Origin of the sequence: Sinomonas albida (assembly GCF_004919045.1) — a bacterium.
GTDB lineage: Bacteria > Actinomycetota > Actinomycetes > Actinomycetales > Micrococcaceae > Sinomonas > Sinomonas albida.
In genome coordinates, this window is record NZ_SWDW01000001.1 from 226,344 (window position 1) to 239,725 (window position 13,382).

General features: G+C 63.4%; 4 protein-coding genes and 1 pseudogene. 1 reads left to right on the forward strand and 4 read right to left on the reverse strand.

Annotated elements, in window-relative coordinates; genetic code table 11:
• Positions 1–198 precede the first annotated feature (198 nt).
• Positions 199–1,271 (forward strand): annotated as a pseudogene (locus E6A26_RS01030) (DNA polymerase IV).
• Between the two features lie 582 nt (positions 1,272–1,853).
• Here E6A26_RS01030 and drmB read toward each other — a convergent pair.
• The 4 genes from drmB to E6A26_RS01055 form a co-directional block, all read right to left on the reverse strand.
• Positions 1,854–3,614: a DUF1998 domain-containing protein gene (drmB, locus tag E6A26_RS01035; RefSeq protein WP_136609322.1), complete on the reverse strand. Its 1,761-nt coding sequence runs from the start codon at positions 3,612–3,614 to the stop codon at positions 1,854–1,856.
• Position 3,615: 1 nt separating this feature from the next.
• Positions 3,616–6,567, reverse strand: coding sequence for a helicase-related protein (locus tag E6A26_RS01040; RefSeq protein ID WP_234864844.1), 2,952 nt, complete (start codon positions 6,565–6,567; stop codon positions 3,616–3,618).
• 247 nt (positions 6,568–6,814) lie between these two features.
• Positions 6,815–8,626 carry a UvrD-helicase domain-containing protein gene (locus E6A26_RS01045; RefSeq protein ID WP_168928643.1) on the reverse strand — a complete coding sequence of 604 codons (1,812 nt, stop codon included), beginning with the start codon at positions 8,624–8,626 and terminating at the stop codon, positions 6,815–6,817.
• Entirely contained in the window at positions 8,623–13,281 is a 4,659-nt protein-coding gene (locus E6A26_RS01055) for a DEAD/DEAH box helicase (protein ID WP_136609325.1), read from the reverse strand. The genes E6A26_RS01045 and E6A26_RS01055 overlap by 4 nt, the downstream gene beginning before the upstream one ends.
• Positions 13,282–13,382 lie beyond the last annotated feature (101 nt).

The window sequence follows — 13,382 nt, forward strand, 5'->3', positions numbered from 1 at the left end:
CGGCGATTCTCCGTGGTCGGTCGTTTCCGGAGTTGTCCTCGTAGTTGGCTCACTCGTGTCGTTGGCGATGTCCGTGCGGTCGAAGAGCTCATCAGGAAGCTGAGAACTGTAACGGGAACCGCCCGAGCGAGGCTGAGATTCCCCATAGCGGCTGGGAGAGTCGATGCCTGCCGGGGACGTATAGGGCACACTGGTGTCGTGACCGGAACCCGGTGGGTGCTGCACGTAGATCTCGACCAGTTCATTGCGGCCGTCGAAATACTGCGGCGGCCGGAGATTGCGGGTAAGCCGGTCATTGTCGGCGGTCGGGGCGACCCTACGGAACGGGCCGTGGTCTCTACCGCGTCCTACGAAGCCCGGGCGTTCGGCGTCGGCTCCGGAATGCCGTTGCGTATCGCGGCTCGAAAAGTGCCCGACGCCGTGATTCTGCCCGTCGATCACCAGGCTTACCTAGAGGCGTCCGAATCGGTAATGGCTACCCTGCGCGCGCAGCCCGGCGCGACCGTGCAGGTGCTGGGCTGGGACGAAGCCTTCGTGGGCATCGAGACGGGGATCCGGAGGCCTACGCCCGCCAGATCCAGACGGCTGTCCTCGAGCAAACGCGGCTGCATTGCAGCGTGGGCATCGGCGACACTTTAGTCAGGGCCAAGGTCGCCACCGGCTTCGGCAAGCCGGCCGGCATCTTCCGCCTCACCGCCGCGAACTGGCTCGACGTCATGGGCCCCCGGCCCACCAAGGACCTGTGGGGCGTCGGGGCCAAGGTTTCGGCCCGGCTAGCCAAGCTCGGTATCACCACGGTTGCCGAGCTCGCCGCGTCCGACCCCCAGTACCTGATCCCCGAGTTCGGCCCCAGGATGGGCCCGTGGTACGCAGAGCTCGGACGTGGCGACGGAGCCAGCGTCGTGGACGACACCCCGTGGGTTGCCCGCGGGCACAGCCGTGAGACCACGTTCCAGCGCGACCTGACCGATTCTGCCCAAGTGGAGGACGCTGTCAGGGAGCTGGCTGCGCATGTCCTGCAGGATGTCGCGGCCGAAGGTAGGCCCGTGATCGGGTTGACCCTGAAGGTTCGGTACGCACCCTTCATCACCAAGACTTACGCCCACAAAATCGCCGAGACCTTCGACCGGTCCGAAGTCCTCGCCCGGGCCCTAGACCTCGCGGCCGGAATCGAACCGGACCGTCCCATCCGACTTCTGGGCTTGCGGGCCGAAATGCCAATGCCCGACGACAGCCGGAAAGGGCACACGCCAACCCGCGGCGGCTGGTGACGCCGTCCGCTCGGGTCGGCGACGCAGGAGTGCCCTTCGCACGAGCTGATCATCAGCGCGGCGAGTGGTGCGTCACCGCCACTTCGCGTGCCCCCGAAAGGACCAGACTGCCGAACCTGTGCCTAACTTCGAGGGGGGCTCGCCGCGCGTGTTCGTGCGGAAGTTGAGACCGAGGTGCCTAGCCTGCCCCTAATTGTCGGCCGAAGCGTTACCAATAAGTTGGCAGATCTGATTGTTCCTTGTTGAACGAGCGTCTTGAACAAGCTCGCTGAGGGCCTTCAATGTGTGGCCGGTTCGATCAGCAGTCATGTGTTGCACGGTATGAACCGCCTCCTACATCCTCAGATAGCCGCCAGGGAGGATTGGGTCCGAACTTCGGTCCCAGGCAAGGTGAGTAGCTTCTCATCCTTCGCAGCTGAATGTCCCCTCGGTTCTCCCAATTCTCATATCTCCCAGCGGTATATCCCCTCCGCTGAGGTTCGATCGTTCCGTCGTGGTCCACCGAGCTTGCCAGCTCGGAGGCTCCAGAGACATGTCAGTGCCCGCCTCCCGCCCCTGGACTGAACGTCGGCCTCCGAGATGTCAGCGCTCAATCGAGGGAGTCAAACCAGAGAGATCCGATGCGAAGGCGTCGAACAGCCCTTGGTCGCGGCTGCCGGGGGTTCCGAAGAGGAGCCCTCGGTCCAGCCCACCGTTGAACCCTTCGCAGCTGGTCTCCGGCAGGTAGACGCAGTTGTGACAAGCTGCGAGATTGCGTCCGTCGGTGCCCGCGCCAGTGGATTCGATGCAGACCGGGTCGGCAGAGCACCAGGAAAGGCGCTGGAGACCTTCGCGGAAGACGTTGGCCAGAGTGCTGGTGTCCGCCTGCGCAGCCAGGCCGCCGAGGCTTCCTGCCGAATCGGCTGAGGCTGTGAAGAGGAGGACTCCGGCGGAGTCGTCGTCGACGTACAGTCGCTCTCGGATCGATGATGTGGGATAGCCGGCATCCATGGAGAGCTGGTCAATCAGAACGTGGGCTAGGGTGTGCACCGCGACCTTGATGATGTCGACTGGGGCTGGCTGCTGCTTTCGCTGGGCGGCCGCCGCCTTCGCGTTTGCTGTGAGCTGCTCGAGGCGTCCCTGGACGAATTCTTGGCGGGACCATTCCTCCAGGCGGTCGCGGTCGAGTGCGATGAAGATTCCCTCTCCGATGTTCTCAATGGCAGGAAGCCAGGGAACTTTGTGATCCTCGGGGCTGAGGGGAGACGTCTTGACCTCAGGGTTGTCCTCTGAGGGGGCGGTCAGCCGACTGAAGCCGAATAGCGCCCTGACCTCCCGGAGGCGGGTGACTCGTCGGACGCCGGTCACCAGCGGGTAGAGGCTGGGATCGACGTCGACCGGTAGGCAGACGAAGTCACGGCCGGGGCCGTCTTCACGCCCTTCTACCAGTGCAGCGAACTCCTGCTTCTTGAGTTGTGCGGTGTTGGCCGTCCCCGAGTCGTCGTTGTGGAAGAGGCGTTTGATCTCGGCGATGATCTCCTCCTCCGAGTACTTGCCGCCGTACTTCTTGGCTGCTGTCGTGATGAGGACTCGCCCTTCAGGGGTGAGGGCCTCCGGATCGGCTAGAAAGCCAGCATCGGCAGCAACGGCCTTGGACAGCGCCTCTGAATAGGGAGGAATGGAGATGACCGAGGCGATTGAAGGGAACCATACGTTGGAAGCACCGCGTTGTGTGGCGCGCGGCTTCTTGTCGCAGTTCTTCTCGGTGAACTTCGCCCCACCGAGCCAGGGCCGCCGGCCGTTGCAGCGCATTGGGCCGAAGGCGTTGGGGAAGAAGGCATCCGCGAGACTGCGTTTCCGTCCGCAGGAGCAGGAGACAACCATGTCACCGAGTGAGGAGGTGCGACCCTGGGCTTTGAGCTCCAGAAGGTGAGCTCCGGGATCGGGGGAGTAGTACTCCGCATGAACCCAGTAATGATAGGGAAAGTCATCGATGTGTCCGTCTTGGCAGATGACGATCAGGCGGGAGGGAGTGAGTGTAGGGGACTTGCAGAACCCGCACTTCGGGTCGTTCCACGCCGATTTGAGTCGCGCGAGGTCTCCGAGACGTCCGCATTTGCTGCATGACTGGATGAAGGGGAAACGGATGACGGATACAGACCCGGTCTTTTTGCTGGCGGACGGAAGGTAGAGCGCTGCGACGTTCAGGGCCCGGGCCAGTCGGGGCTCCGGGACGGGGGTCAGGTGTCCCTGGTCCCACTGGTCGAGACTGGCGACCATGAAGCTGGCGTTCTCGTCCGGCAGCAGGCCGCCCACTCCGTACGTTGAGAGCAGCTGGGACCTGCGGACCTTCAGTTCTGCCATGTCAGGCGTCCTTCCGTAAGAAGATCTGTTTAAGGGGCGTCTCCGCATCGACGTCGCGCATGCTCTCCGGGGTTGCCCAGGGCGCGTGGTCGAGAGAGAACACGAAGTCCTCCTTTTCTAAAGCCTGGCTGTACCGGATCAGGAGGGCATTGGCCGCGTTCTTCTCGTCCTTGTACTGCAAGGATGACTTTCCTGCCGCTTCGGTGGCCCATACCGACAGCAGCGCCTCGAGCTGGGCGTATGTAGCCTCGGCCTCAGGAGGGGCGACGCGGGACACGCGTTCCACCAGGTGACTCTTGATTTCCTCAACGATTGCCGCGTGGTCCTCGACTGTTGCTGCCGCGCCGTCCACGGCCATTGCGGGTGAGAGCATTCGCACGGCGGAGACGAGGGCTCCGTGCAGGGCGCGATCCCGGGAACGGGCGGCAAAGGGGGTGGCGCTTGTGGCTTCGACGGCGCGGTACATGGCCTGATGGAACGGGACGAAGCCTTCGAAGTGCGAGCGGTCCCTGGATTTGGCCGCGTTGAAGATGGTAACCACGAGCCCCGGCCACCGGCGCCCCACGCGGCTGGTGGCCTGGATGTATTCGGCGCTGGACTGGGGCTGGCCCATGACTGCCATGAGCCCGAGACGGTCGACGTCGAGCCCGACGGAGATCATGTTGGTGGCCAGGACCACGCTGTCGACTCCAGGTTCTCCGAACCGGCTCTCGAGATTCTTCAGACGGACGGGGATCAGGTTGTTGGCGACGCGGCTTGTTAGCTCGCTCGGGTTCACGTCGCGCACCTGGTCGCGCTGGCCGTCGCGGGCAGCGAGGAGCCCAAGCCGGACTCGGACATCGTCGCTGACCTGTAGGTACGCGCTGCCGAGCACGCGGAGGCTGTTGAAGTAGCCCATAAGCGTCCAGTAGGGATCGCGGTCCTCGTCGCGGCCCTCAATCCGCAGGCTGGAATTCAGCAAGGAGGCGTAGACGCGGACCATGAGGGTGGCGTGGCTTGTGCCGGAGGCCATGACGCCCACGTACTCGCGCGTGCCGAATTCTTCGCGCGGGGCCTTTTCGGCGAAGAACGAATCGTCGGGGAGCAGCCCGGGGGGCGGGAAGAGGCGCGATTTGCGGTCGAAGACTGCGGAGATTTGTGCCTCAGCGCGCCGGATTGTCGCGGTCGAGGCGATGACCTTGGGCTTTCGGGCTCCTTCCTCCGGGGACCGGAAAGCGTCGCTGGCTGCCAGGTCGAATGCGGATTCGTATAGTCCGACGGTCGACCCGAGTGGTCCGGAGATGAGATGCAATTCGTCCTGGATGATTAGATCGGGGCCGTGGTCGCCAGAATTGGCGCGTCCGAAGATGTTGGCGATTGCGCCGTTCCACGCCATTTGGGCGAATTTATCGACTGTCGCGATGACGAGCTCGGGGCGCTCCCGGTAGATGTCGGAGTCGACCAGATGGACCGGCAAGCCTGAACGATAGTCGCAGGACGTGCTCGGGCACTCGATGACCATCCGTTCGTAGGGCAGTCTGCGGACGTCGTAGTCGGCCTCGCTGAGGACACGTCCGCACCAGGGGCAGGCTTTGAGCTGCACCGGATTGCCTTCCATCACGTCCTCGCCCCGAGCGAGTCTGCTGAGGTTCCTCCTTGCGGTCTTGGCATCGTTCGGCGTGGCTCCGGCCCCCACCCATAAGCCGATGCCGAAGGCCTCCTCTCCCAGTTCGGCATCTGCCCTCCGAAGGTGCTCGAGGGAGCAGATGAGCATGGCGGCGCGCTCGAACTGCTGGATCGTCAGGAGGCGGAGGGTATATCGCATGATCACGGCAACGCCCTTCGCGCTGTTGTCCCGGAGCCTGCGCAGAAGGATGGTGTAGGCGATCAGCCCGAGATACGCCTCCGTCTTGCCGCCACCGGTCGGGAACCAGAGAAGGTCCGCGATGCCGCGGTCGGAGTGGCCTGGCTGGGTCAACGAAGGGAGATTGAGCAGGATGAAGGCGATCTGGAAAGGCCGCCACCGTTGGTCCTGGTCGAGGGTGAAGGCGGCGGTTGACTTCGAACGCACCCAATCCTGACGCGATCTCTGAAGGTGCATCGCGCGGTTGGCCAGCTGGAAGGCTTTGAACGCCTCGGGGTCTGCGGCGATCAGGTCGATGCCCGCTTGGATGCGGTCGGCGGCCGCGGATGCGGATTCGAGATGGCGTTCTGCGGTTGCTCGCAGGTGCTCTGGGATGTCCCCGCCGGAGTTCCCTGCGATGAGGCTGTCGCGTTTGTTGGCTATCCAGCTCCGGTATTCGTTGACCAGGAGGGCGAGTTCTTCGGCGATTCGTGTGGCGTCTGCCTGACTGAGGAAGCCGAGGCGGAGGTCTGCCGACACTTCACCGGCCATGGCTCTGGGAACTTCCTGGCGGGGGACAAACGTCGTGGAGACGCGCTGGCAGAGAGCGCCGTGGACATCGCCGTCCCCCCACGTGGTGGCACAGCCGTGTCCGGCCGCGAACATGCGGGCGTTCCTGTAGAGGAGCTGAGCGCTGGCCATGTCTTGTTCCGCCGGGGCTTCTGTATGGAGGGACTGGCGGTCCACGAGAGCGGGCCGCGGTGTTTCCACGGCCAGTCCCACTTGGAACCAGCAGTTGAGGTCCTTATCACCTTCGGCTGGCTTGGGCAGACGGTTCCGCAGAGCAACCGTGACAGTGACGAGGTCGGCCTGAGGCGGGCGTGCAAGGACGTACAGCTCCAGTTCGCCGTAGATGGGATGCGTGACTTCGCCAGCGGGGTTCGAGACGTCGACCGTCAAGGGCGGCAGGTCCTGGGCATGACGTGCCCAACGTCCGGATAGCGACCCATTCTGGGTCTGGCCGTCAGAGGCAGCCGGGACGTACCGTGCCGCCTGTGGGCGGACAGTGAAGAGACGGGTGACGCGGGTGTCGATCGTGAATGTCATACCGATGCTCGAGGGGTAGGTCATGCGGGAAGCCGCGACTGGGCTGTCTTGGACCTCGTCGTCTGAGGGGGTTCCCGCGTCGGGGTCGTCGGCGACTGCGTCGAGGGATTCGCCGGACATCGGCCAGAGGACGCCTGTCAGATAGCGGTCGAGGGGCCGTTCGTCGAGGACCTCGTCGATTTCGCCGGGACCGTAGAGGTCCGTGACGAGACGGTCCACCATTTCGGATCGGAACGCATATTTCGGTGCAAGACTCATGGCTAACGTCAACTCACTTCCAACTCGCGCGGGCCAGGCCTGAGAACCTCGGGACGAGCCAGAGCCCTGATCTCCCGAGTCCAACTTCGTCTGTATGCTCCGGACTCCCTGCTGCACTTTCGACCGAGGAGAGACGCAGACCTGTAAAGCTCACGGGCCATCGGAAGTCTCCCCCTCTGTAGAAGACCCTTCGGACATCGCGGCCGAATTTTTCGGTTGAAATGCCGAGTGCTCTGCCATCCAGGGTCTGGAACTCGTAGAAGGCCGGATGGGCCTCATCAGCGTCGATGATCCGGATGGCCTGCGCCTGGGTGCCGATCGACGAGTCGAGTATCGCCGACTGGACCGGCAGGGCATCGTGCGATCGGCTGGCGTAGGGGGACGTCGAGCGGACATCCGAGGATTCAATCGCCACTCTGGATGCGTAGTCCCCGTGCTTCCCAAACCGGCGTTCGGTCCACCGTCCTGTGGCCGCGTGCTTCTGGGCGAAGGTTCCTCGGGGCCGTTCGAGGCGAGCTGAGAAGATGGATTCGCGCGCGCGGCTGAGTGCCACATAGGTGCGGCGGACGAGGCTGGCGAAGTCGGGCTGGGAGTCGCTGCGCTCGTCCGGCTCGATGTAGAGCACATGGTCGTACTCGAGTCCCTTAGCCCTGTGAATGGTCGAGACTGTCAGCGGGAGCGAGTCGCTGGCTGTCAGCGGCAGGGGCAGGGAGCCTCGCGCGATCTTTCGGGCGAGTTCGGCCAGATCGAGGGACCAGGGATCGCGCCAGTTGGCTTCGGATTGCTTCAGCAGGGCCCAGTCCCCGGCTGGGTCCTGCCGCCCTGCAGAGTTGAGCCCTTCAAGCACGGTCGCTTCTGGGTGCTTTGTGGGGGCCAGCTCGTGGAGCGCTTGCCATATCCACCTCGCGGCGCCCATGTCCTGAGCTCTTCGACGTACGCCGTGTTCTATTCTCTGCTGGTCGAGTGCCTCGCTGATCAACAGCACCTCGTAGTTCGTCGCACAGAGGATCGCGGCAGTTTCAGGGTCGGGCCGTAGAACCGCGCCCACGTCGAGGAACGAGGTGCTTGTCGCGTCTTCGGTTCGGTAAGCCTCGAGGGCCTTGTACGCGCCAGCGGCGGCCCGCGGATCCCCGAGCTCGGTGTCGCGGAGGGCCTTCCCGACCTCGATCAGCTGCCTTACGCGCTCGCTCTGGGCCCTGTAGTTGTGCTCGAGGCCTCGGGGTTCGGCGCCATAGGCGCTGACGAGAGTGTCGAAGAGCTGCTGCGCAGTCGTCTCTGCGGCGGATGCCTGGAGCTGGAAGTCGTAAACGCCTTGGAGCGGGTCGCCGAGGAACGTGAACCCGAGATCCTCTGGCGCGTTCTCGAGGATGACCGTCGCCAGCCGGGCGCGGTCGCCGACCAGGTCCTGGGCTTCGTCGACGCACAGGTGCCGCAGACCCAAGAGGAAGCTCGGCAGCCCGTGCTCCTCGACCAAGGCCGTGGCCTGGCGTATCCGCTGTTCGAAGGATCCGCATTCGGCGCCGCCGTCCGGCCCGAGGAGATCGAGGATGATCGCGCTGGCCAGCGAGTCGAAGGTTCGGATCATGACTTGATCGACATCAGCGGAGAGAGCCCGTTTCCGCGCGGTTTCGACGGCAGCGCGAGAGAAGCTGAGCACAAGGATCTCATCGGCCGGGTTCAGGCCTTCCGCCTCTGCGAGGTGGAGGATCCGTGATACGAGCACCTCGGTCTTGCCCTGGCCCGCGCCAGCAGTCACGTACTGCCGGTCCTCGGCAGGGGCCGTGGCAACTTCGGTTTGGCTGCGGTCGAGTTCGAAAGCGTTCACGGTTCGCGGTTCCAGAGGTACTCGAAGTGATTGAACGCGAGCCGCTGTCCGAATTGGTCGATGTTGTCCTTGACGTTGACGATAAGGACTTCCTCACTGCCGCCGTTCTTCGGACCTCGAAGCCCGCGCCCGATCATCTGCAGGTACTTGTTTGGGGTGAATGTCGGCCTGCAGACGTAGACAGCACCGACCTTCGGTGCATCGAAACCCTGCGAGAGCACATCGAAGTTGGTCAGGACCCGGATCTTGCCCGAACGGAAGTCCTCGATCTCGCGCCTCCTATCGGACGGGTTGGTCTTCGACGAGATCGCGGCTGCTCGGATGCCCTCCGCGGTGAGCGTCGCGGCCAGCGCCTCTGCGTGGTCGACTGATGCCGCGAAGACCAGCGCCGTCTCTTTGGGCGCAACAGAATGGAGATGGTCCAGGATGGTGTCGTTCCGCGTCTTGCTCTTGGCCACGATATCCAGATCGATCCGGGTTTCCAGCATGGCGCTGTCTCCACGGTCCGGGCGCTGGACGCCCTTGGTCAGTTGGAGCTCGATCCCGTCCAGCGCCTCGTGCCGCACGCGGGCAAGCACTCCCATCGACTGAAGATATGCATGGGCGTTGTCGGTGGTGAAAAGCGATGGCATCAGGAGATGCCCGTCGAAGCGCCTCACAAGACGTGTTGTCTCGGCTTCGTTGGTTCCCTTGTACGGAGTTGCTGAGAGGCCGATGAGAGGTTTGCCCCTCTGCGAGCTGCCTCTGCCGAAGGCCCGGAACACCTCTGTGTAGGTGGGGGCGATGGCTCCGTGCGCCTCATCGACGATGAGGATGTCGGCGCCGAAGAGCCACGCGTATTCTTCGCGCTCACCCGTGTCATGCACGATACTGCTCAGGGTTTGGATGGTGGCAACGACGACGTGCAGCCGAGTCTCTTCGGGCTTGGGTCGTCTTCCGTCCCAGAGGCGGCCTACAGCCATCCGCTTCCCCGGAACCCCGGCCCCTTGCCACACGTAGAGCCATGCTTCCACCGCCTGTTCGCAGAGCTCTTCGGTCTGGGCCAACCAAACGACAAGCTTCTGACCCTCTGAACGGGCGACGTGCTGAATGACCGATTCGACAGCGACTCGGGTCTTGCCTGCCCCTGTCGGAAGCTGGACGATAGCCCGGTTTTCAGTTTGGCGTTCGAGGACGGCCAGAATCTGCTTGCTGACATCCACCTGGTAGTCGTGCATCGCACTGAGACGTACCGGACCCATCACTTCTTCGCGAACAGGCTTGCGGATTTCGCTGGAACCCGCAAAGTCCTCCGAGATCCCCAGCTTTCGCACGAAGCTGCGGGCGGCAGCGCTGCCCTTGAACTGGCTGGGGGTCTCGATCCCCTGTTCTTCCAAGAATGGTCGAATCTTCTGGAGAAGGCTTGCCCCATGGAGTGTGCTTGCGAGCTGCACGAGAGCTGTGCCGGAGATCTCCTCGTCGCTTCTGCTGTTGAGCAGGGCAAAGACGTGGTCGGGAATCAGCGACCGTATGGTGGATTCTCCTACCAGCTCCAGCAGCTTCTCCTCATCAGTCTGCTTTGCCTGGATCTTGCGCAGCCTTTCGGCCTGATCGTGCTCCTTCTTGGCCTGTTGGGCGTTGTCGAGGGCCGTTCTTGAGTCAACCTTCTTGCCCGTGCTGTCCAGCAGCGCCTGCAGCCAAATCCGGGGAGTCATCGTTTCGAGGTAGTAGAAAGTGTCTGCCTCGCGATATGTCTGTCTAACTACGACGGCGGGCGGGTCGCCGGCATCGTTCGTGGTTTCGATTCGAATGTTCTGGCACGGAACAGTGATGAGTTTCGAAATCCCCGATACGGCCTTGTTGATGAACGGAATCCGCTTCATCAAGGGCAGGGGGTCTCCCTGCCCTTCGGCCACGAGCTTGGATTCGAACCTGACTTCCAGCGCTGGGAGGTTCCATTGATCCACAAGGGCCAGGCGGAGCTCGTCTGATTCGACGAACAGTACTGCGGCTTCGCGGTTCTGGGCGAAGTGCTCGTATGTTCGGCGGTCGGTCGCCACCTGTGCCTCTTCGAAAGGAAGCTCGGCACGTCCATGCTTCGTCATCACCGATACATGCTGTGGCTTCCGGAACCCGTGCAGTGCGGCGATGCCGTAGAGCTGGTGGAGTTCTGAAAGACCCAGTGACCGATTGGCCAAGGCGTAGATGTAGGGCCAGCTGTACGTCGTGGGATCGGCGGGAAGCCCGAGGAGATCGGCGGCGCGCTGATCCAGGGCGACGGGCAAGAAGCCGTCGGGGATGTCGGGAGATCCAGCGACGGCGTTGCGTGTTTCAACGACACCGAGGGGCGTATTGAGGGTTCCGTGATTCCGGGCCCACCAGACGTCGGGGTCGAAAACCTTGCGGTCGCTCACGTATTGGTTGTTGATCTTGACTCGCACTTCATAGTGCGACTGCTCGAGGATGCGCTCGGTCGCGCGCCGTCTGACATCGGCGCTCGCGTCCGACAGCAGTTCGAGTCCCGGGGTGGCGAAGGGCTGCCCGAAAGCGAGATGGATTCCCGATACGGGCGTTGGACTGTTTCGGAAGTCCGCTTCGATGGTCTCCGAGATGGCATTCTTCCATCGCTGGTGCAATCGTCCCGAGCTGATCTGCACGGGGTCGCCGAGATCGGAGCGCACCTTGAGCGCTTTGAGGACGCGCATGTCTTGAGCATGGAACGAACCGTCGACGACAAGGGATGCATCGTCCATGCTTCCCTGGGGGAACAGGGGGCCGCGAAGCCAGACTTCGCCGATGGGCCGCCACTGGCCGTCCTCGCAGCGGACAGGCAGCCAAGTGTTGGTGAGCCCTTGGAGGAGCTGCAGGACGGAGGGGAGATCGACTGACCGCGACAGGGCCCAGAACGCCTCCAGCGATGCCCAGTCTCCGGGGTTCGATCTGATTGCGGCAATCACCTTCTTGAGGCGGCCCTGCGCGTCGAGGAGTCCGATGTCGAGCTTCCGGAGAAGCTCGCGCGCATTCCGGTACCGGACGAATTCGAGTGACACGAGGTTCGGGCCGTTATCGTCGTCGTCGATGGGCACGAACAGCGCGCTGCCGATGGGTGCTTGGAGGGATCCGTCGCCCGCTGGAACGATCCGGGCGGAGCGCATTTCGCCTGCAAGTTCTGAGAAGCGCTGGTTGATCTCCACCGCGATCTCTAGTGCGGCAAGGAAGCCCTCGGCCGTCCGCGGATGCACCACTTCTTCAAGCCACGCTCTGACCCCGGCCCGATCTTGGTTGGCCATCGAAAGAAGTCGATTGAGGGTGTGATTCCGGGCTGCGTTGCTGGTCAGGCTTCGATGCGCCCAAGGCCTTTCACGTCCGACGGCGGCATCCCACATGGATTCGAGTCGCTCGGCCTGGTCGAGTTCGGGTTCGATCTGCAGCTCGTTCGCCCTGCGCAGGACTCCCATCCGGTCGGGGAGGAAAGTCATGGCCGCGACTGTCGCCATGACAGGCTTGTTGAGGACCTCGTCTGCCCAGGATCGGGCTTCACGGCCACGGGCAGGGAGGATGTCCAGGATGCTGCCGGGATCCTGAGGGTCGACCAGGTCGGGCAGGGCGAATGCGACAACCCGGGGCAGGCTCTTGGTGAGGATCTCCTCGTTGTACGGGCCGGCCAGCATGTTCTCGCGGTCTTCGTTGAGCTTGAACGCAGCATTGATGATGCCGCTGAGGGTCGTGTACGACTGCGTCGGGAAGTAATTCCAGACCCTGCCTAGGCCGCGGCCACGGCTCTTGAGCGGAACGGCCCAAGTGAGCGTCAGCTCGGAGCGGGCCGCAACGCTGCCGGCATCCTTGGCGGCTTCTGGGGAGGGCTGGTGGGGCACCCGGAAGACGTCCCAAAACTCCGCTTGGCCATCGGCCTGCAGCACGACGCGTTCCCCCAGCCCATGGGGATAGGGCCTGCGATCTGCCGTCCACGTCTTGCGCTTGCCGGTCCGGCGATTGTCGAGATCGAGGGTGTCGATATGGTCGGCGAACAGGATGAATTCGTGAGGGAACCGCTCGAGCTCTTCATCAAGCCATGGCGTTCGATCCTTGAGGGGAATTCGGACGATGGTAGTAGCCCAGTCCATGAGTTCGGAGAGCGCCGGGTCTGCGGCGGCCGCGCTGACCGGATCGAAAGGCTCAGCGAGCCGCAGGGCCGGGTACCGTTCTCTGCCCCCGACGATTCCGGAGATTGCTGCAGCCGAGCGAGCCCGATCCCATTTGACGGAGACAGTGCGACTGATGATCTGCGGGGTGTCCGTCAACTGCAACACTGATTTGAAGCCGAGTCCGAATCGGCCGATCTCGTCGTCACGCTTCTGGGACGAGTGGGACATGAGCAGAGCTTCAAGGCCTCCCTGTGTCAGCGGATCGCCCTCATTAGCACAATAGAGCGAGCTTTCCGTCAGCACGAAAGCCAGCCTGCCGGACGTGCCCCTCATCGCGTCGGCAGCATTCTGGGCCAGCTCGTTGAGCTGCTTTCGCCCGTAGCCGCTCTCCACGGTGCTGCGCTCCAGAGCGTCGTGCTCCTTGACGAGTTCCGGCCTAACCCTGTACGCCTCCAACGCGGCCCGTCCGTCTGCGACGAGCCATCGGCCCAGGCTTCCCTCTGGTCCTTGCCATTCCGCCGCGTTCAACATTGAAGCTCCCCTCACGGCCTCGGCAATAATGCTCGACGTGGCCAACTTTCATCGTTTATTCGGTTGTATCAGTCGTCCTCGTCGTCTTGGACCGAGGATCA

What these genes read in the sequence shown, in the direction of transcription:
- drmB (WP_136609322.1), bottom strand. Translation starts at nt 3,614, where the DNA reads ATGGCAGAACTGAAGGTCCGCAGGTCCCAGCTGCTCTCAACGTACGGA.
- E6A26_RS01040 (WP_234864844.1), bottom strand. Translation starts at nt 6,567, where the DNA reads ATGACCTACCCCTCGAGCATCGGTATGACATTCACGATCGACACCCGC.
- E6A26_RS01055 (WP_136609325.1), bottom strand. Translation starts at nt 13,281, where the DNA reads ATGTTGAACGCGGCGGAATGGCAAGGACCAGAGGGAAGCCTGGGCCGA.